At 45.4% G+C, this 19,365-nt stretch carries 19 protein-coding genes; 18 read left to right on the plus strand and 1 reads right to left on the minus strand.

Annotated elements, in window-relative coordinates; all coding sequences use genetic code 11:
- The first annotated feature begins 91 nt into the window (after positions 1–91).
- From priA to AABI20_RS02565, 12 genes are all read left to right on the plus strand, one after another.
- A complete protein-coding gene (priA, locus tag AABI20_RS02510) occupies positions 92–2,515 on the plus strand; it encodes a primosomal protein N' (RefSeq protein WP_338346695.1) in 2,424 nt (807 codons plus the stop codon).
- Between the two features lie 148 nt (positions 2,516–2,663).
- Positions 2,664–3,635, plus strand: coding sequence for a methionyl-tRNA formyltransferase (gene fmt, locus AABI20_RS02515; RefSeq protein ID WP_338346696.1), 972 nt, complete (start codon positions 2,664–2,666; stop codon positions 3,633–3,635).
- Complete coding sequence (gene rsmB / locus AABI20_RS02520) at positions 3,628–4,974, plus strand: 16S rRNA (cytosine(967)-C(5))-methyltransferase RsmB (protein ID WP_288846411.1); 1,347 nt, start codon at positions 3,628–3,630, stop codon at positions 4,972–4,974. The genes fmt and rsmB overlap by 8 nt, the downstream gene beginning before the upstream one ends.
- Before the next feature lie 5 nt (positions 4,975–4,979).
- Positions 4,980–5,840, plus strand: coding sequence for a PP2C family protein-serine/threonine phosphatase (locus AABI20_RS02525; RefSeq protein ID WP_053068892.1), 861 nt, complete (start codon positions 4,980–4,982; stop codon positions 5,838–5,840).
- The gene (gene pknB / locus AABI20_RS02530) at positions 5,840–7,696 is read left to right on the plus strand and encodes a Stk1 family PASTA domain-containing Ser/Thr kinase (protein WP_338346697.1); all 1,857 of its coding nucleotides are present in this window, start codon (positions 5,840–5,842) and stop codon (positions 7,694–7,696) included. The genes AABI20_RS02525 and pknB overlap by 1 nt, the downstream gene beginning before the upstream one ends.
- A gap of 157 nt (positions 7,697–7,853) precedes the next feature.
- The gene (rsgA, locus tag AABI20_RS02535; RefSeq protein ID WP_047974337.1) at positions 7,854–8,759 is read left to right on the plus strand and encodes a ribosome small subunit-dependent GTPase A; all 906 of its coding nucleotides are present in this window, start codon (positions 7,854–7,856) and stop codon (positions 8,757–8,759) included.
- Between the two features lie 65 nt (positions 8,760–8,824).
- The gene (gene rpe / locus AABI20_RS02540; protein WP_047974338.1) at positions 8,825–9,481 is read left to right on the plus strand and encodes a ribulose-phosphate 3-epimerase; all 657 of its coding nucleotides are present in this window, start codon (positions 8,825–8,827) and stop codon (positions 9,479–9,481) included.
- 81 nt (positions 9,482–9,562) lie between these two features.
- Positions 9,563–10,237 carry a thiamine diphosphokinase gene (locus AABI20_RS02545; RefSeq protein WP_047974339.1) on the plus strand — a complete coding sequence of 225 codons (675 nt, stop codon included), beginning with the start codon at positions 9,563–9,565 and terminating at the stop codon, positions 10,235–10,237.
- Positions 10,238–10,555, plus strand: coding sequence for a thioredoxin (gene trxA / locus AABI20_RS02550; protein WP_047974340.1), 318 nt, complete (start codon positions 10,238–10,240; stop codon positions 10,553–10,555).
- 387 nt (positions 10,556–10,942) lie between these two features.
- Positions 10,943–11,143 (plus strand): 50S ribosomal protein L28, encoded by a 201-nt coding sequence (rpmB, locus tag AABI20_RS02555; RefSeq protein ID WP_047974341.1) that lies wholly within the window; start codon positions 10,943–10,945, stop codon positions 11,141–11,143.
- Between the two features lie 208 nt (positions 11,144–11,351).
- Positions 11,352–11,711, plus strand: a complete 360-nt coding sequence (locus tag AABI20_RS02560) for an Asp23/Gls24 family envelope stress response protein (protein WP_047974342.1) — start codon at positions 11,352–11,354, stop codon at positions 11,709–11,711.
- Between the two features lie 7 nt (positions 11,712–11,718).
- Positions 11,719–13,425, plus strand: a complete 1,707-nt coding sequence (locus tag AABI20_RS02565) for a DAK2 domain-containing protein (RefSeq protein WP_288846407.1) — start codon at positions 11,719–11,721, stop codon at positions 13,423–13,425.
- Between the two features lie 61 nt (positions 13,426–13,486).
- Here AABI20_RS02565 and AABI20_RS02570 read toward each other — a convergent pair whose 3' ends face one another.
- Positions 13,487–13,738: a DUF4044 domain-containing protein gene (locus AABI20_RS02570; protein ID WP_338346698.1), complete on the minus strand. Its 252-nt coding sequence runs from the start codon at positions 13,736–13,738 to the stop codon at positions 13,487–13,489.
- Between the two features lie 94 nt (positions 13,739–13,832).
- On the opposite strand from AABI20_RS02570, the gene AABI20_RS02575 reads away from it, so the two are divergent.
- From AABI20_RS02575 to mraY, 6 genes are all read left to right on the plus strand, one after another.
- On the plus strand, positions 13,833–14,174 hold the full coding sequence (locus AABI20_RS02575) for a hypothetical protein (protein WP_338346699.1): 342 nt from the start codon (positions 13,833–13,835) through the stop codon (positions 14,172–14,174).
- 152 nt (positions 14,175–14,326) lie between these two features.
- Positions 14,327–14,758: a division/cell wall cluster transcriptional repressor MraZ gene (gene mraZ, locus AABI20_RS02580; RefSeq protein WP_047974345.1), complete on the plus strand. Its 432-nt coding sequence runs from the start codon at positions 14,327–14,329 to the stop codon at positions 14,756–14,758.
- Between the two features lie 63 nt (positions 14,759–14,821).
- Positions 14,822–15,775 carry a 16S rRNA (cytosine(1402)-N(4))-methyltransferase RsmH gene (gene rsmH / locus AABI20_RS02585; protein WP_047974346.1) on the plus strand — a complete coding sequence of 318 codons (954 nt, stop codon included), beginning with the start codon at positions 14,822–14,824 and terminating at the stop codon, positions 15,773–15,775.
- Positions 15,776–15,837: 62 nt separating this feature from the next.
- Positions 15,838–16,215, plus strand: coding sequence for a hypothetical protein (locus AABI20_RS02590; RefSeq protein ID WP_047974347.1), 378 nt, complete (start codon positions 15,838–15,840; stop codon positions 16,213–16,215).
- Between the two features lie 4 nt (positions 16,216–16,219).
- Entirely contained in the window at positions 16,220–18,364 is a 2,145-nt protein-coding gene (locus AABI20_RS02595) for a peptidoglycan D,D-transpeptidase FtsI family protein (RefSeq protein WP_047974348.1), read from the plus strand.
- Positions 18,364–19,323 (plus strand): phospho-N-acetylmuramoyl-pentapeptide-transferase, encoded by a 960-nt coding sequence (gene mraY, locus AABI20_RS02600; protein WP_338346702.1) that lies wholly within the window; start codon positions 18,364–18,366, stop codon positions 19,321–19,323. Before AABI20_RS02595 ends, mraY begins: the two co-directional genes overlap by 1 nt.
- Positions 19,324–19,365: the final 42 nt, after the last annotated feature.

Here is a 19,365-nt window from a genome sequence, read left to right on the forward strand (position 1 = left end):
AGGACCCTGAACGTTTCGGGTCTTTTTTATTCTAGCTTTATCTATTGCAAGTAAGCTATTGAAAACATAACAAAGAAGGAGGTGACCAGCGGTGGCACTGACGTACGCACAGGTGGTGGTGGATGTTCCCACCCAACAAACGAATCGACCGTATACTTATTTGATTCCAGATGAGATTCAAGATGAAGTGCAACCCGGTGTCCGTGTTTTGGTCGCCTTTGGTTACCGCTCGGTTTTGGGTTATGTGTTAAAAATCGGTGTCGAATTGCCAGCTGATTTAGCCGTTGACCAGGTCAAGGATATTTTGACGGTCTTAGATGACCATCCGGTTCTCAGCCAGGAAATGTTGGACTTATCCGAGGAATTGGCGCAAACTAATTTTTCATTCCAGGTCTCTTTTTTGGCTTTGATGCTGCCAACCGCTTTAAAGGCATCCTACAAGAAGCGTTTGCGAGCACAAGCTGGCTTGTTGCCTGCTGACCGTGTGGCCTACTTAGACGGTCAGGAGGAGCGCTTAGTTAAAACCAAGGACTTTTCGGCGAAGGAGTGGCGGCAGGTCCGCCAGTTAGCTGCGGCAGGTCAACTGTCAATCGAAACGGTGATTGAAAATAAGGGCCGAATTAAAACGGAACTGGCCTATCAGGTAACCAGTGACCAGGGCCTATTGGGCCAAGCGGAAGAAACTTTGCGTAAATCAGCTAAAAGTCAGGCTGCTTTGTTGGCCTTTTGCCAGGAACACCCTGGTGAAACCTTTACGAAGCGCGATTGGTTGGCCCAAGTTGATGTCGCTCCAGCAACATTGACAACTGGTGTCAAAAACGGCTGGTTGGTCAAGCGCCAGGTTGAGCAGAAGCGGCGTCCCGGAGCACTGGCCTCGGGCAAAGTTGAAGCAGTTAAGGTTTTAAACGAAGATCAGCAGAAGGCTTATGATGCCGTGACTGCAGCCATTACGGCTAAGGAAAAGACGACCTTTTTGCTTGAGGGGATTACCGGGTCTGGGAAGACTGAGGTTTACCTCCAAGCGGCGCAAAAAACGATTGATCAGGGGGAACAAGTCCTCTTTTTAGTTCCTGAAATTGCGCTGACACCACAGATGCAAAAACGAGTGGCAGACCGTTTTGGGGATGCAACTGCAGTCCTGCATTCTGGTCTGTCGGCCGGAGAGCGCTATGATGAATGGCGTCGAATTCAATCCGGCCAGGTTAAGGTGGTGGTTGGTGCCCGGTCAGCGGTCTTTGCCCCGCTAGCTAAGCTGGGCTTGATTATCGTTGATGAGGAGCACGAAACTTCCTATAGCCAAAGCGAAAATCCACATTATTCTGCCCGCGACGTGGCCTTATGGCGGGGCGCCTATCATCAGGCACCCGTTGTTTTGGGTTCTGCAACCCCTTCACTGGAAAGTCGAGCTCGGGCGCAAAAGGGCGTTTATCAATTGCTGACGCTAACGAAACGGGCAGCGGCAGCGGCCACGTTGCCACCGGTTGAGATTGTTGATATGCGACAGACGGTTGTTCTAAAAGGGGATACTAATTTTTCAACCGAACTTTTGGAAAAGTTGAAAGATCATTTAGCCCGTGGGGAACAAGCCGTTTTGCTACTGAACCGCCGGGGCTTTTCTTCCTTTGTGATGTGTCGGGACTGTGGCTATGTTCCAAAAGACCCTAATTGTAACTTGGCCATGACCCTGCACATGGATACGAAAACCTTGAAGTGCCATTACTGCGACTTTCAGGCACCAATTCCGCATATTTGTCCAAGCTGTGGATCAAAGCGGATTCGCTACTACGGAACTGGGACTGAAAAGGTCCAAGAAGAATTGAGCCGTGTTCTACCGGAGTACCCGGTAATCCGCTTGGACCAGGATACGACGAAGAAGAAGGGCGCCATGGCGCAAGCCCTGGCTGATTTTGGCGCTAAAAAAGCACAAATCTTGTTGGGAACGCAAATGGTTGCCAAGGGCTTGGACTTTGAGGATGTTACCCTGGTTGGCGTTTTAAATGCTGATACGGGATTGGGCTTACCTGATTTTCGTGCCAGTGAAAAAACCTTTGAACTGCTTACCCAGGTTGCCGGGCGTGCTGGTCGAGGTGACCGGGCAGGGGAAGTGGTGATTCAAACGTTTAATCCGAAACACTACGCTCTGACGTTTGCCCAGCGCCACGATTATGAGGGCTTTTACCGACAAGAAATGGCCATCCGCCATGCCGGTGAATTTCCGCCCTACTACTACACAATTCAGATTCAGAGTTCGCACCCCGATGAAAATCTAGTGGCCATCCAGAGTGCCAAAATTGGCCTTTGGCTGCGAAAAAAATTACCACAGGATGTTTTGATGCTTGGACCATCGCCTCAAGCTATTGCAAAGCTAAAGGGGCGGTACTATTTCCAGATTTTGCTCAAACTGAAGAACCCCCATGAGGCAGATGCATTACTGCGTGACTTGGTTGATCGCTCGCAAAAGGCTGAGGCTGGTTTCCAGCTTTCGGTGAAGCGTGACCCAGTTACCTTTATGTAAGGATTCATGCGGTCTTGGCAGAGACGTTTTGGTGTCATTGGATGGTACTTAATTGGTACTGCCTTGGCGTCAATGAGTCTTTTGATTGAATTTGTTATAATGAATGAAAGCGCCGACTTTCTAATCGGCAGAACTAGTGAGGAAGTTAATGACCAATCGCGTTGTCTTTATGGGAACACCCCAATTTGCTGTTCCAATTTTAGAGGCCTTAGTGGCTGATCCCCAATATGATGTTTTGGCTGTTGTCACACAGCCTGACCGACCACAGGGTCGCAAGCAAAAGTTGACACCAAGTCCGGTTAAAATGGCCGCCTTAGCCCATGATTTACCGGTCTTACAGCCGGAAAAAATCAGTGGTTCAGCCGAAATGGCCGAATTAATTGGTCTGGCTCCTGATTTTATTGTGACGGCCGCTTTTGGGCAATTCTTGCCGGAAAAGTTGTTGCAGGCAGCCAAGGTGGCGGCGGTGAATGCCCATGCTTCCTTGCTGCCAAAGTATCGTGGTGGTGCGCCAGTTCATTACGCGATTATGAACGGTGACCAAGAAACGGGTGTTTCATTGATGTACATGGTCAAGAAAATGGACGCTGGTGATGTGATTGATGTGGTTAAGGTGCCGATTGAGGCAACTGACAACGTGGGGACCATGTTTGATAAGTTGAGCGCTGTCGCAGCACCATTGGTTCTTGCTAACTTGCCCAAATTGGCAGCGGGAACAGCTCAAACAGAGCCACAAGACCCTGACCAGGTTAGTTTTTCACCAAACATCAGTCGTGACCAGCAGAACTTAGATTTTGCTAAAGAGACTGCTGAACAGTTAAACTGGCATATTCGTGGCTTGTACCCAACTCATCCAGCCCATGCCGTGGTTGGTGGCGAACGCTTTAAGCTCGTGGAAACGACACCGTTAGCTGAAACAACAGAAGCAAAGCCGGGCGTGATTACAAAAAAAGATAAGAAACACCTGGTGATTGCGGCCGCTGATGGAACGCAATTAGCAATCCAAAGTTTGCAGCCAGCCGGCAAGAGTGTCATGGCCGTGGCCGCCTATTTGAATGGCGCCGGTCAAAAGTATACAGTGGGCGACCAGTGGGTCACCATCGAGGAAGTTAATGCCTAATCAAGTAAAAAACAGTCAAAATCCCCGTTTGCTAGCAGTTACCACGTTAGCTAAAATTAAAAACGGTGCATATTCTAACCTGCAGTTGAACCAGGTGATTAAGAGCCATCAACTGAAAGCGGTTGATAAGGGTCTCTTAACAACCCTGGTTTATGGAACGATTCAGTATCGTCTATTACTAGAATACTGGTTGGCACCTTTTGTAAAGGGGAAAAAATTAGAACCTTGGGTTAAGGAATTACTCTTGACGGCATTGTTCCAGTGGCATAAACTAGACAAAATTCCGAAGCATGCGATTTTTAACGAAACGATTGAAGTGGCTAAAACCCTCGGAAACGCGGGGACAGCTAAATTTGTGACGGCAATTCTTCATAATATGGACCGTACAGGTCTTCGTGATGAGAGTAAAATTGCAGACCCAATCGAACATTTATCGATTTCGTATTCGTTACCTGTTTGGCTGGTAAAGGCCTTATTGGACCAAGTTGGCGAAGATAAGACCAAGAGGATTTTAGCCTCTTTGAATGAAGCACCGGCCCAGGCTGTTCGAGTTAATACGGCTAAGGCAACGGTTGCTGATACGAAGGCCAGTTTGATGGGCGAAGGACTGTCCGTTCGCGACTCCGCCGTGGCTGCCGATGCCTTGGTGGTTACCGGTGGTCACGTGGCTTCTTCCAAGGCCTTTATTGGCGGGCTGATTACGATTCAAGATGAATCCGCCATGTTGCCGGTTGAGGCGCTAGACATTGATGAGTCAGTTCACTCTGTTTTGGATGCCGCAGCCGCTCCCGGTGGCAAGACGACCCAGATTGCCCAGTACTTATCTGGAAATGCCAAGGTTCTGGCCTTAGACATCCACGAGCACAAGGTTAAGTTGATTAAGGCCAATGCCAACCGCCTTGGTTTAGCTGACCGGGTTGAAGCAAAAGCTTTGGATGCTCGGCAGGTGCCGGAAAAGTTGGACCAAGACTTTGACCGAATTTTGGTCGATGCGCCTTGTTCTGGCTTAGGACTTTTGCGTCGTAAACCAGAAATTCGCTATGAAAAGTCACTTGAGGATGTTTTGCACCTCGCTGACTTACAGCTTTCGATTTTAAATGCGACCGCGAAGCGCTTAGCACCTGGTGGCCGTTTGGTTTATAGTACTTGTACGATTTTAAATCAGGAAAACGATGGCGTGATTGAACGCTTTTTAGCTGAAAATCCTGATTTTACCTTGTTGAAGACACCAACCGATAAGAAGTTGAAGGATGATCGAGTAGGCGACGTGTTGAAAATCTACCCGGATGACTACGAGACGGATGGCTTTTTCGTAGCCACCCTTCAAAGGAAGGATTAGATAAGATGGCAATTGCTTATATCAGCGAAAAAGGCCCTACACGGGTCGATAATCAAGACGCAGTGGGCGCCTTTTATAATCAATCGGGCGAAGCTTTAGTGATTGTCGCTGATGGCGTTGCCTCTAATCCAGGCTCTAAGCAGGCCAGTCAAATTGTGGTGGAAACACTTGGTTCTGCTTGGCAAAAAAAGAATATGACCGATCCAGAAAGCGTGAAGGACTGGCTAGTGCATCAGGCTGCTTTGGCCAACCGCGCGATTTTGTTAGCTGGACAAAAAAATCCGCGGGTTAACAAAATGGCGACAACTGTGGTTTTGGCTGCTTGCTTGCCAGGAAAAATCTTAGTCGCAAACGCTGGCGATTCCAGAGCCTATTTGTTGCGGGGGGAAAGTGCTGAATTGTTGACCTTTGACCATACCCTGCGTAATGAAATCAAGCGTGATAGTGGTCAAATTTATGATGAAAACCTACCTGAGGCTAATTCTTTGACCCGCTATTTGGGGGTTAATCAAAAAGTTGACCTTGAGTGGACGACTTTTGTCCCTAAAAAAGATGATTGGCTCTATTTGACCTCCGATGGGCTGGTCAAGGTTCTTTCAATTGAGGACCAAGTCAAACTGCTCCAACCAAGACGCCACCGTCCGGGAAATGAGCCGCCATTGGGATCTGTCTTAGATTTGACCGAACGAATCCGGGCCCTGATGAAGGCAGCCAATGCGCGCCAGGCACCGGACAATATTACAGCATTGCTGGTGACTGATTTAACGAATCCAAACCAGCAAATGGCGGCCAAGGCCTATGCCGATGTTCGTCAGATACCAGATAATAAGCAAGAAATGCCGCAACGAACAGGGAGGCAAAATTAATGGAACAAGGAACGATGATTGATCACCGCTACCGAGTAGTGCGCCCTCTGGGTGGTGGCGGCATGGCTAATGTCTACCAAGCTTTTGATACTTATTTGAACCGTGATGTCACGTTGAAGATGATTCGATTGGATATCAAGGACCAACCGGATGCTGTTGAACGCTTTCAACGTGAGGCAAAATCAGCAACTGCTTTAATCAATGACCATATTGTGCAGGTTTATGATGCCGGTGAATTTGATGGTTCCTCTTATTTGGTGATGGAATATGTCGATGGGATGGATTTGAAGGATTATACCCAGGCGCATTTTCCAATCCCTTATCACGAAGTAGTTAATATCATGGAACAGATTCTGGATGCGGTGGCTACTGCCCATCGTGCCGGTATTATTCATCGTGATTTGAAACCACAAAATATCTTGATTGATAAACAAGGACAAGTGAAGATTACCGATTTTGGGATTGCGACGGCCAAAAAATCGCAGTCGTTGACTCAGGTACACACAGTGATTGGCTCCATTCACTACCTGGCGCCGGAATTACCAATCGGTCAGCATGCTTCTGCCCAGTCCGATATTTATGCATTGGGTGTTATTTTGTACGAGCTTTTGACGAACCGAGTGCCTTATCAAGGTGATACGCCCGAACAAGTGGCTTATAAGCATGGAAACATGCCAATGCCTTTTGTGCGCGATTTTGACAGTCAGGTTCCCCAGCCATTAGAAAATGTTATTTTGCGGGCAACTGCTAAAAATCCAGCAGATCGTTATTTTTCGGCTGAAGATATGGCCGATGATCTCAAGACCTCGTTGTCCAAAAGACGTTCTCAAGAAAAACGTTATGTACCGGAGACCTCTGATGAAACACGTTTAGTCGATACTGATTTATCTGACCGACCTTACGTAGCTGACCCCGATACTTTAAAGGATCCTGAAGAAGGAAAATCAGTTACTGAGCAAATTATTGATTACGCTAAGCAGGGGATGTCAGTTAAAGAAATTGCCGCGAAAGTTGATCGGACGCCGAAGTTTGTTCGTCAGGTTTTGTCAAAAAATGGCGTTAAGTACAAGTCGGCCAAAAAGTGGGTTGTTTCCTTAGTAATGTTACTCTTGTTATTGGCTGGGATTGGCGGTGCGAGCTATTTTGAGAGTAACTACGTTACCATGCCAGATGTTGCTAATATGTCCTTAAACCAAGCTGAAAGTAAGCTTTCTAATGCTGGATTGACGGTTTCCAGTCCAACTTATGTGTCGTCTAAGACGGTGGCTAATGGTCAAGTGATTAAGACGAAACCTGGATCAGGGGCCTACCTAAAGAAGGGAACTTCCGTTTCTTTGGTGGTTTCCTCTGGTGGGAATAAGGTCAGCTTAGCGGATTATAGCGGTTGGAGCTATGGCGAGGCAGCTGCACAGTTAAGTGGTCAGGGCTTCACCGTTAAGCGAAAAAGCCAAGCTAGTTCTGATGTTCCTAGTGGGGAAGTCATCTCGCAATCGGTTGAGGCCTTTACCTCTGTTGATCCTAGTTCAACGACAATTACCTTAACGGTTTCAACTGGTCCAAGTAAGGTACAAGTGCCAAACTTGGTTGGTAAGAACCAAAGTGATGCGATTAGTTGGGCAAACGCCAATCGAATTCAACTTAGTTTTAACTTTACGAATTCTAGCCAGCCAAGTGGTCAAGTGATTGCTCAAGATACACCATCTGGGTCGCAAATTACTTCAGATAAGACGGTGACCTTGACAATTTCTTCTGGCCAGGAGAGCAGTTCGAATAGTAATAATTCAAATAATAATGCATCGAGCTCGTCTTCATCTTCATCATCGAGTTCCGCCTCATCATCGTCGAATAACCATTAATTTGGATTTTTGATTAATAGTGATGACAAAAAAGCTACTTTTTAGTGGCTTTTTTTGTTTAAAGATCAGACCCATCAAGGATTAGATTTTTTCTTTTTTGTTAAGATTCGGCTGACGGTGTGCACTAGAATTTTTAAAAATATGCTATACTAAGCGTATGAAAACAGGACGGATTATTCGGTCATTGGCCGGTTACTATGACATTATGATGGATGACGGGGTTGTCGAGCGCACGCGAGCGCGAGGACAATTTCGGCAAAAAAAACACCGCCCCTTAGTCGGCGATTTTGCTGATTTTGAATCGGAAAATGGCGAGGGTTTTATTTGGGCGTTGCATGATCGGAAAAATGATTTGGTGCGCCCGCCTATTGCTAATGTTGATTTAGCAATTGTGGTGACATCGGTAGTCGAGCCAGCCTTCTCTCAAAATTTGTTGGACCGGCAGTTGGTGGCACTGGAGGCCGCTGGTGTGAAGCCTGTCCTCTATTTTTCAAAGATGGACTTGCTTGAACCGACTGCCAGGCAGAATTTTGAGGCAACCTTAATCGAATATCGTGCGATTGGCTACGATGTCATCGTTTCGGACGGAGATGTCGCCACCACCTTTCAGCCAATTTTGAAAAATCAGGTTGTGGTCGCAATGGGCCAAACCGGAGCCGGTAAGTCAACGTTGCTCAATGCTTTGGCACCGGAATTGCAGTTGGAGACGGGTGTTGTTTCAAAGGCGCTTTCGCGTGGGAAGCATACGACCCGACAAGTTTCGCTGATCTTAGTACCAGCTTTTGAGGCCTTGATCGCAGATACACCCGGTTTTTCATCCTATGAAGTTTTTGACTTTCCGGTTGAAGAATTAGGCAATTACTTTCCTGAAATCAAAGCAGTTAGCGGTCAGTGCCGTTTTCGGACCTGTTTGCATATCAATGAACCTGGCTGTGCGGTGAAAGAAGGGGTTGCCCTTGGCAGTATTTCACAGGCACGGTATAATAGTTACGAACTGTTTTATCAAATTATTAAAGGGAAACGGCCAGTCTACCAAAAGACGAGCCAAAAATGGCGTCAGTAAGAAGGCCACTTGTCTGTTCGACAATGAATTCGTTCAATGCTGAGCGCTGAGGAAAAGAGGAAAACATGGCAGGAATTATTGCTCCATCAATTTTGAGTGCAGATGTCACAAAGTTAGGCGAAGATGTCGCCTTGGTGGAAAAGGCTGGTGCAAAGTATTTGCACGTCGATTTGATGGACGGGTCATTTGTCCCATCGATGGCTTATGGTCCAGCTTGGGTGAAGCAATTACGGCCACAAACTGATTTGTTCTTGGATGTCCATTTGATGGCTGTCCACCCAGAAAACCATGTTGAAGAATTGGCTGAAGCTGGTGCTGATTTGATTGGTGTTCACGTGGAAGCAACGCCACATATTCACCGTGTTTTGCAAATGATTAAAGCTGCTGGTGTGAAGGCAGAAGTGGTTATTAATCCTGGAACACCGGTATCAGCAATTATTCCTGTGTTAGGCATGGTGGACCAGGTCTTGGTCATGACGGTTAACCCTGGCTTTGGTGGTCAAGCCTTCTTGCCAGAAATGGTCGAAAAGATTAAGGAATTGTCTACCTATAAGCAAGACAATGGCTTGGACTACGATATCGAAGTTGATGGTGGTATCAATGAAAAGACCATTGCGTTGACGGCTGCGGCCGGTGCCAACGTCTTCGTTGCTGGTTCATATGTTTACGATAAGAAAGATCCAGCTGCTAAGGTTGCCAAGTTGTTGGATTTAACTAAGTAAAACAATCTCGCTATTAAATAATAATCCAAAAGGGCTAAGCAAATTTTTGCTTGGCTTTTTTCGAAAAGAAAGGATGAATGGATGCGAATTAATATCTTAGCCGGAGGTCCGACTGAATTTTGGCCTGACGATATTTTTGAGCAAGAGGGGCAGTGGCTGGGTGCTGACCGTGGCGCCTGGTACCTGATGCAAGCCGGGATGGACTTTCAAACGGTGGTGGGTGACTTTGACTCTTTGACAAAAGAGGAGTTTGAGGCGGTTATCAGTCATTTGGAAGCCAACCATGTTTACCGCTTTCCACCCGAAAAGGACTTTACTGATACGCAGTTAGCGATTAAAGCCGCTGCTAGTCTTGGCGCAGATGAAATCAGGGTCTACGGGGCCACCGGTGGCCGCCTGGATCATCTTTTAGCTAATTTAACTTTTCCAGCAATGGCGGGCTTTACCGAATTGGCACAAGAAATCGATTTGCCAGATTTAGTAGAACGAGTCGCGCTGGTTGATAAGCAGAATGTTGTTTCCTATTTGTTGCCTGGACAAAAGGTGGTGAAGCACATTGGTGGTATGAAATATCTCGGTTTTATGCCATTGGGTCTAGTTGATAATTTGAAAATTATCGATGCGAAGTATACCTTGACACAGCCAGAAAGTAAGGCTATAATGTGGTCATCGAATGAATTTATTAATGAATTGGTCCACTTGTCTTTTGACAGTGGGATCATGATTGTTACTCAGAGCAAAGATGGAGGTAAGTAAATGGCTGTAACAGCAATTACTGACGCAAATTTCGAAAAGGAAACCGCTACTGGCGTTGCCATTACGGACTTTTGGGCAACTTGGTGTGGACCGTGCAAGATGCAATCACCTGTTTTAGATGCTTTGTCTGATGAAGATGCTACTAAGAATATCAACTTTTATAAGGTTGATGTTGATGAAAACAAGGAAACGGCTGCTAACTTTGGCATCCGTGCAATTCCAACTTTGGTCGTGACAAAGGATGGTCAGGCCGTAGAACGAATTACTGGTTTCCATAACAAAGAGCAATTAGCTCAAATTTTGCAAAAGTACGCATAATTTTAAATTTAATTGGGGGGCGGCAGTGATTGTGCTGACACCTCCTTTTTAGTGCTTGCTCTACTAATGAATGAGATTGAATAAGATGATTGAAAATTAGTCTTGTTGATTGCCAGCGTAAATCAGGTAAAAAGGCAAAGCAGACGATTTGCTTTGCCTTTATTGCTCGAATTCGTTATACTGGATTAGGAAAAACTTTAGTATAAGTAATTTTCTGGATAAACAGTGGTAAAAGACTCGTATAGAGCGAATTGCCTTTGAATTTGAGGTGGAACCAATGGTTAAATCGATTTCTGCTCTTGCTAAAGGTCTTTTATTCTGGTAAAATATTGTATTGTTGATAAGAAGAGCATGAACAATACCTCGGCTCGGATAGGAGGGTCAGACATGGCAAAAGATGCAATTACTGGTGCACGCACCCGTTTTGGTAATCAACGTTCACACGCCTTGAATTCAAGTCGTCGTAGCTGGAAGCCAAACTTGCAAAAGGTTACTGTTAAGATTAACGGTTCCGCACCTAAGAAAGTTTACTTAACGGCACGTACTTTGAAGGCCGGATTGAAGAACGGCTCAATCGAACGTGTTTAAAAACCACCACTTGACGGTGGTTTTTTTATTATCAGTAGGTGCTAACTGGTTTTAGCCATTTGGCAACTAATTTTTTACCAGCAATAGAGAGTATGACAAAAGGCATGAAGCCGCCGGTTGGCAAATTAGAACCTTTTCTTAGAACATGGTAAAATAGGATTATCGTAAACAGAAAGGAACGTGGGGCTTTTTGTCCCACAACAACGTGATGGCAATTAAGATTCAAACTCAAAATGGCGAGATCAAAATTGAAAACGACGTAATCGCGTCGGTTGTTGGTGGGGCCACAATTGCCAACCCAGGTGTGGTTGGAATGGCTTCACGGGCTGCTTTGCGTGATGGTGTTAACCAAATTTTGAATCGGGAAAATTATGGCCGAGGCGTTGTTGTTTCGCAAACGGACGCTGGTGTTATTGTGGATGTTTATATCGTTGTGCGTTACGGCATGAAGTTAGCAGAAATTTCCACATCGGTTCAACGCAAGGTCAAGTATTATTTGGATAGTTATTTGGGAATTCATGTACCCGAAGTTAACGTGATTGTCCAAGGAATTGAAACCAAGGATTAAAAAGAAGATGACTGCAGAAAAAATAATGACTATCACTGCTGCCGATTATGGCAAGATGGTCAATGCCGCCGCGGCCAAGTTGACTGCGAATGCGGAGAACATTAACAAGTTAAACGTTTTCCCTGTTCCTGATGGGGATACGGGGACCAATATGGCCATGTCAATGGCTTCAGGTGCTCAATATGAGCGTGATGCCCAGGAAGAAACGGTTGGGGCCTTAGCGAAGGCGACGGCAAAGGGCCTTTTGATGGGAGCTCGTGGGAACTCTGGTGTGATTTTGTCGCAAATCTTCCGTGGCATGGCTGATTCTTTGGCTGACAAGGATAACCTTTCAGCCAGAGATTTGGCCGATGCCTTGATGATGGCTGCTCAAGTTGCTTATAAATCAGTAATGAAGCCAACAGAAGGAACTATCTTAACGGTGATTCGCGAATCCGCAGCGGCTGCTGATGAAGCGGCCAATGCTGGTGCTGATTTACCAACGATGATGGATCAAGTAGCTCATGCTGCCCAGGTGGCATTGGATAAGACACCTGACCTTTTGCCTGTTTTGAAAGAAGTTGGTGTGGTCGATTCTGGTGGTCAGGGTCTTGTTTTGGTTTTGTCAGCCTTTGCCGAAGTGATTTCGGGTACGGTTTCAGAAGAGAACCTGCAAACGCCTGATAACGCGGAACTTGATCAGATGGTTTCAAAGTTGCATGCGGGTGCCCAAGCAAATGAATCATTACGGCCAGAAGACATTAAGTACGGTTACTGTACGGAAGTCATGGTCGAGATTGGCAAGGGGACGACGGTTGAAAAGCCATTTGACTACCAAACCTTTTACGATTTCATTGCCGACAAGGGTGATTCGCTCTTGGTTATTAATGATGAAGATGTTGTCAAGGTTCACGTTCACACGGAAGATCCCGGGGCAATCATTCATTGGGGTGGTGAATTTGGCTCATTGGTCAAGGTCAAGGTTGACAATATGCGTGACCAACAGCAGGCCGTAATCGATGAACAGGAAAAAGAAGATCAAAAGAACCAGCAAACGGCACAAGAACAAAAGCCAGCACCTGATGTAGCGGTCTTTGCAGTAGCAGCTGGTGATGGTGTTGCACAATTATTTGATTCTTTGGGTGTTTACCAGGTGATTACTGGTGGCCAAACGATGAACCCTTCAACGGCTGATTTTGTCGAAGCCATTGAAAAGTCACAGGCAAAAGCGGCAATTATTTTGCCAAACAACTCAAATATCTTCTTGGCTGCTGACCAGGCAAAAGACTTGGTTGATATCCCTGTTGAAGTGGTGAAGTCGCGGACGATTCAACAAGGTCTAACGGCAATGCTGGGTTACAATCCAGCTGCTTCGGTAACAGATAACCAAGAAGCCATGACTGAACAGTTGGCAACAGTTGTTTCTGGTCAGATTACTCATTCGGTTCGTGATACAACTCTGAATGGCCAAACCATTAAAAAGGGTGATTGGCTTGGAATGGTTGATGGCGAAATCGTTGTGGTTGGCCAAAAGTTATTGGAAACAGTCAAGGATACTTTAGCAAAGATGTTAGACGATGATAGTGAAATTGTCACGATCATTACTGGTAAGGATGCCAAGAAGAAAGATATCAAAGCTTTGACGGAAGCGGTTGCTGAGCTTGATGAGGACTTGGAATGCGAAGTTCATGACGGTGGTCAGGACCTTTACCCATTTTTGTTGTCTGTTGAATAAAATCAATAAACATAATAAAAACGCCGACCATAGAAATTGGTCGGCGTTTTTTGATTAATTTTTAGTGGCCAATGGCGGCGATGGCGGCGTAGATGACGGAACCAGCCATGACAACAACCATGAAGATTGACATAATCCAAGTCCAAACCTGGAATTTACTCTTCTGTTTCTTTTCAACCTTTGGGATTGGTCGTTTATCTAATTGGCGGATGACTTCTTTTTGGAGCTCGGTATCAACGTTTGTATTTTTTTGAACGGGTGTTTGACTTACTTTTTTCTTAGCTTTTTTTTTGGCCATGATTGGTAGCAACATTCTCCTGAGTAATTTAAATTTATCATAACATATGCAAGGGTGAAATTGAAATTCTCAACTGACCTTGGTAAAGTTGACGAAGAGGTGAATGTTTATGACGTGGTTTTATTGGCCTGCCATTTGGTTAGCCACTTTCTTTTTAATTATTTTGTGGCGACTTTTTTATCGCTCTTTTCCACAAATTGGGGTCCTGGACCTTGCTGTTATTCCGGCATTTGTTTTCGCACATTTAACCTGGGGTGCAGCCTTTTATCGGTCTGATTTGTTAGCTGTCTTAGTTGTTTGGTTATTGATTGGGGCAATTTGGAGTTCGATTGCTTTGTGGCATCGCCAACGACTTGCTTTCTTCTGCCATCGTTATTGGCAGGCGACTGGCATTATTGGCATTATTTTGCTACTTGTCTTGTGTGTTCTGGCTGTGATTTTACAAAGATAGGGGAAATTCCCCACTAAGCTTAAATCCTGATTTTTTAGGGTTTAAGCTTTTTTTATTACTAGCGGTTTAAAAAAATTACAAGAAGAGTGGAGGAATGTGGGGGAATGTGGTAAATTATTGTTAAGTTATCTTTAAGAAAGGAGGGTGTGCCGATGTTCATGGGGGAATCTTCACATAATTTAGACCCCAAGGGCCGGCTCACCATTCCGGTTAAGTTTCGAAATCAATTGGGTGAATCCTTCGTGGTTGTCCGATGGATGGAACATGCTTTACGGGCCATGCCGATGTCGGTTTGGCAAAACTTAGAGGAACAATTAAATACTTTGCCAATCGGGAAAAAAGAAGCTCGGGCCTTTAAGCGTTTTGTTTTAGCCGGTGCTAAAGAAGCAGAGTTTGATAAGCAGGGGCGCATCATTGTTGATGGCAACCTGAAGGACTATGCCCAGATTGACAAAGAAGTGGTTGTGACGGGTGCCGGCGATTCCTTTGAAATTTGGTCTAAGGAAAATTGGCAGGCCTATACAGAGGATACTGCTGAAAACTTTGATGAAATTGCTGAGGGATTAGTCGATTTTGATTTTTAAAGTCGTCTATTCAACGCGAATAGACTGATGGATGAGAAAAGCATTAAACAGGAGGACAATAAAATGGCATTTGAACACGTAACGGTCCTCCAAAAAGAGGCGGTTGCATTGCTGGCGGTCAAGCCAGACGGCATTTACGTCGATGCGACTTTGGGGGGCGGGGGTCACACTGGCGAAATTCTTAAGGAATTGACCACTGGGACTCTTTATTCCTTTGACCAAGATCAGACCGCTATCTTACATAATCAAAAGCAGTATGAGCAAGAAATTGCTGATGGTAAATTAGTTTTGGTCTACCAGAACTTTCGCACATTGAAGCAAAGCTTAAATGACCGTGGTGTTTACCAAGTTGATGGTGTTTTGTATGATTTGGGCGTGTCATCCGTTCAGTTTGACCAAGGCGATCGAGGATTTTCTTATAACCATGATGCGCCATTGGATATGCGCATGGATCGTCGCCAGGACTTAACGGCAAAGGTCATTGTCAATGACTGGCCATTTTCTGATTTGGTCCGAGTTTTGACTCGTTATGGGGAAGACCGCTTTGGGAAAGCCATCGCTCGTAAGATTGAACAGGCTCGGGCAGTCAAGCCAATTGAAACCACCTTTGACCTGGTTGAAATTATTAAAGAAGCGATTCCAGCACCAGCTAGGCGCCATGGGGGGCATCCGGCAAAACGGACCTTCCAGGCTCTGAGAGTGGCCGTTAACGACGAATTAGGGGCTTTAGAGGATTCACTGACGCAGGCCTTAGACCTTTTGGCTGTTCAAGGACGGATTTCAGCAATTTCATTCCAGTCCCAAGAAGACCGCTTGATTAAACAGATGTTTCGTGAAAAGGCAGCCACACCTGATTTACCACGTGGCTTGCCACTCTTGCCTGAACAAATGCAAGCAGATTATGAATTATTAACACGTAAGGCGATTAAGCCAAGTGAAGAAGAGCAAGCAGAAAATCATCGGTCTGCTTCGGCACAATTAAGAGGCATTGTCCGGTTGAAGCGGGAAGATTCTTAACGCTTTCAGCAGGTAATGTGATGATTTTTGTTTGAAAAAGATACTAGTAAAGGAGTTCAAAAATGGCACAAAACGCTTATCGCTACCAAGATTTGGCGACTGCTTTACCTGAGCAGCCTACCACACCGTCTGCCAAGAGAGTTCGGACCAAAAAGCGCTACCAGGCAGCTGTCTGGACGAAACGGGAGCGTGGCTTGGTTATTTTTATGGCCACTATTGTATTGCTGTTGATGATGGGAACAGTGGCAACAACTGTGACCATGCAACGAGTTGATGCTCAAAATGAACAGATCTCCCAGAAGGTGACCAATGTGAAAGAGGAAAACGACTCTTATCGTGGTGACATTCAATCAAAAACGAATCGTGACAACTTGGAAAAGGTTGCCCAATCAGCTAATATGGAACAGAGTACTAACAACGTTCGGAATGTAAACCAGTAAGCAGATGAAGCAGAAGAAAAGACGACAACTCGGGAAAAAAATAACACGGAACGGTAAGCGTTTCGGTGCCCTCCTCTTTGTGGGGGCTTTCTTTGTTATTTTAATCATGGGTGGTCGCCTTTTTCAGATTGCTGGTTTTAAGGTAGTCAACAACCATAACTTAACCGCTGCCACTCGACTAATCTTTATGCAAAAGGAAACAGTGCCGGCTACTCGTGGGCAAATTTTGGATTCGGATGGTCAAGTTCTTGCGGACAACTCAACGGTTTATGATATGTATGCCGTTTTGGATAAAAAGCAAGTAACGAAGACAGGCAAGCCTGACTACGTGGTTGATAAGAAGGATGCCGCGCAGAAACTGAGTGTCATTCTTGGCATCAGCTATGATGACTTATATGCTCAGTTGACCTCTAACAAGCTTCAGGTCGAATTTGGTCCGAAGGCAAAAAACTTAAGTGTCGATACTTACAATAAGATTAAGGCCTTAAATTTGACGGGCATTAAGTTTAATTCCCAGCCATCCCGTTATTATCCAAATAACCGGATGGCCTCACATATTATTGGTCTAACAAATTCAACGCAGAACTCTGCCGGTCAGCGAACACTTGGCGGTATTTTAGGCATTGAAGCCTTTAAAAACAGTACCTTACGTGGTAAGGATGGTATTCAGACTTCTCTTGGAAATCAGAATGAGACTTCTAAAAAGAATCAGGTTGAAAATGGCAATAACGTGACCTTAACGCTGAATGAAAAGTTGCAAGCAACGCTTGAAAACCGGATGGACGTCCTTTTCGCCGGTACAAAAGCAAAATCAGCAGTCGCCGTTTTGATGGAAGCGAAAACAGGTAAGATTGTGGCTGCTACGCAACGACCAAATTTTGATCCAAATACACAAGACGGACTTTCATCCGCTTGGGAAAACCTGATTAATCAAGGATCCTTTGAGCCAGGTTCAACCATGAAGACCATTACATTGGCAGCCGCTATTCAAGAAGGCAAGTGGCATCCAAATGCTACTTACCAATCTGGAACTTACGATATTAACGGCCAGAAGGTTGTTGATGCTTTTGGTAACGGTGAGGGTATTCTAACTTATCGCCAGGCCTATGAGCGATCATCAAACGTTGGTTTTGCTCACCTTGAACAAGCTCTTGGTGCAAGTACTTGGGAATCATATATCAACAAGTTCCGCTTCCTAAAGAAGACCGGAATGGATTTGCCCAACGAAGAATCCGGATCGATGTCCTTTGAACAGCCGATTGATCAGGCCAACACGGCGTATGGCCAGGCTATTCGGGTAACCCCTGCTCAGCTACTTCAAGCATATACGGCCATTGCCAACGGGGGCAAGGAAATCAAACCTTACCTGGTTGACCGAGTGACAAATCCGGAGACGGGAAAAGTTATTTACCAGGGCAAGACCACTCAGGTCGCCAATCCAATTTCAGCAAGTACAGCCAAGCAAGTTTTGTCTTTGATGGCTGGGGTTGTGAATGCGGATGATGGAACGGCTAAACAATATAGTTTGTCTGATGTTGGTTACCAGGTCGCTGCTAAGACTGGAACTGCGCAGATTTCCGAGAATGGAAAGTACCTGGATGGGTTAACAAATGATATTCATTCGGTGATGGCAATTGTGCCGGAGCAAAATCCAAAGTATATTATGTATATAGCAGTTCGCCAGCCGCAGGTTTTCCCGGACGCCAATATTCAAATTACATTGAATAATGTCTTTCGACCAGTGATACTTCAGGCCCTAAACGATGGGGATGATAGTGTTAAGTCGAAGACCAATCAGGTGACAGTTCCAGACGTGAAAGGCTTGTCGATTAGTCAAGCGGAGCAGGCACTGCAAAATGCAGGGCTATCTGTAACAACTTTGGGCTCAAGTGGCACCATTTCAGCGCAATCAATCAAGGGCAATCAGGATGCTATTAAGGGACAGCGCGTCTTTGTGACAGCAAGTGGTTCAGTCACTGTTCCTGATTTTAGTTCCTGGACCAAAAACGATGTTTTGACTTGGGGCTACTTAGCAAAGGTCAAGATGTCCTTAACTGGGTCTGGTTATGGAGAAAAGCAAAGCGTGACAGCCGGCACAGCGGTAACCGGTCAAAGTAAAATTAGCGTCAACTTTAAGGAGAGAACGTAATGTCAGTTGTACTAGAATTCCTCTTAGGAATGGCTATCACAGCACTTTTGATGCCGATGGTGATCAAAAAATTGAAACAAAGTAAGGAACAGGCCGTGATTCGGGTCTTGGGTCCAGATCACCAGCAAAAAGCCGGTACGCCCTCATTGGGAGGGGCTGTTTTCGTCTTGGTGGCAATCATCGTTGCTTTTTGTTTGCCAAGAACTTATGAAAATTCAACCGCTTTCACAACGGTTTTGACCCTTTCAGTAGCGATTGGTTCATTTGCCTTGATTGGTGCAGTCGATGATGTTTTGAAACTACTGAAACATGCCGATGATGGCTTTGCTTTTAAGCCAAAATTAGCAGCGCAAACGCTATCGGCCGTTGTCGTAATGTTTTTGCTTTGGGCCTTAAAGGTGCCAGCCGTCATTAATTTGCCGGTTGTTGGCGTCGTTTATCTGGGCTATTTCTATGTCATCTTTATCTGGTTCTGGTTAGTTGGTTGGTCAAACGCTACTAACCTGACCGATGGCCTCGACGGTCTTCTGGGTGGCTTAGCCGTGATTGCTTATGGTGCCTACGCCGTCATGGCCTATTGGGCCGCTAACTGGGCGATGGTTTCCTTTAACCTGATTTTGATTGGGACGTTAGTTGGTTTTTTGATATTCAATTTACCAAAGGCCAAGATTTTTATGGGCGATACGGGTTCTCTTGCTTTGGGAGCTGGACTGGCAGTTGAATCCATTTTGTTGCACGCCGTCATCTCCCTGTTAATTATTGGACTAGTCTTCGTGATTGAAACTTTGTCCGTCATTATTCAGACATTTTCTTATCACTTCTTCCATAAACGAGTCTTCCCAATGGCACCGATTCACCATTCTTTTGAAAAGTTTGGTTGGTCAGAGTGGCAGATCGACATTGCCTTTTGGTCAGTTGGATTGGTCCTAGCCATTTTGGCCGTTTTCATTTTTTACTAACATTTAAAAGTGGTTGATAACGTTAACCACTGTACATAAAAA

It is taken from the genome of Fructobacillus cardui (assembly GCF_963580785.1).
In the GTDB taxonomy this organism is placed as follows: domain Bacteria; phylum Bacillota; class Bacilli; order Lactobacillales; family Lactobacillaceae; genus Fructobacillus; species Fructobacillus cardui.

Excerpts from the sequence above, each read along its gene's own strand:
- AABI20_RS02575 (WP_338346699.1), top strand. The coding sequence starts at position 13,833 with ATGACGTGGTTTTATTGGCCTGCCATTTGGTTAGCCACTTTCTTTTTA.
- AABI20_RS02525 (WP_053068892.1), top strand. The coding sequence starts at position 4,980 with ATGGCAATTGCTTATATCAGCGAAAAAGGCCCTACACGGGTCGATAAT.
- AABI20_RS02595 (WP_047974348.1), top strand. The coding sequence starts at position 16,220 with ATGAAGCAGAAGAAAAGACGACAACTCGGGAAAAAAATAACACGGAAC.
- AABI20_RS02560 (WP_047974342.1), top strand. The coding sequence starts at position 11,352 with ATGGCAATTAAGATTCAAACTCAAAATGGCGAGATCAAAATTGAAAAC.
- mraZ (WP_047974345.1), top strand. The coding sequence starts at position 14,327 with ATGTTCATGGGGGAATCTTCACATAATTTAGACCCCAAGGGCCGGCTC.
- AABI20_RS02590 (WP_047974347.1), top strand. The coding sequence starts at position 15,838 with ATGGCACAAAACGCTTATCGCTACCAAGATTTGGCGACTGCTTTACCT.
- rsmB (WP_288846411.1), top strand. The coding sequence starts at position 3,628 with ATGCCTAATCAAGTAAAAAACAGTCAAAATCCCCGTTTGCTAGCAGTT.
- pknB (WP_338346697.1), top strand. The coding sequence starts at position 5,840 with ATGGAACAAGGAACGATGATTGATCACCGCTACCGAGTAGTGCGCCCT.
- AABI20_RS02565 (WP_288846407.1), top strand. The coding sequence starts at position 11,719 with ATGACTGCAGAAAAAATAATGACTATCACTGCTGCCGATTATGGCAAG.
- rpe (WP_047974338.1), top strand. The coding sequence starts at position 8,825 with ATGGCAGGAATTATTGCTCCATCAATTTTGAGTGCAGATGTCACAAAG.
- rsmH (WP_047974346.1), top strand. The coding sequence starts at position 14,822 with ATGGCATTTGAACACGTAACGGTCCTCCAAAAAGAGGCGGTTGCATTG.
- trxA (WP_047974340.1), top strand. The coding sequence starts at position 10,238 with ATGGCTGTAACAGCAATTACTGACGCAAATTTCGAAAAGGAAACCGCT.
- fmt (WP_338346696.1), top strand. The coding sequence starts at position 2,664 with ATGACCAATCGCGTTGTCTTTATGGGAACACCCCAATTTGCTGTTCCA.
- AABI20_RS02570 (WP_338346698.1), bottom strand. The coding sequence starts at position 13,738 with ATGTTGCTACCAATCATGGCCAAAAAAAAAGCTAAGAAAAAAGTAAGT.
- AABI20_RS02545 (WP_047974339.1), top strand. The coding sequence starts at position 9,563 with ATGCGAATTAATATCTTAGCCGGAGGTCCGACTGAATTTTGGCCTGAC.
- mraY (WP_338346702.1), top strand. The coding sequence starts at position 18,364 with ATGTCAGTTGTACTAGAATTCCTCTTAGGAATGGCTATCACAGCACTT.
- rsgA (WP_047974337.1), top strand. The coding sequence starts at position 7,854 with ATGAAAACAGGACGGATTATTCGGTCATTGGCCGGTTACTATGACATT.
- rpmB (WP_047974341.1), top strand. The coding sequence starts at position 10,943 with ATGGCAAAAGATGCAATTACTGGTGCACGCACCCGTTTTGGTAATCAA.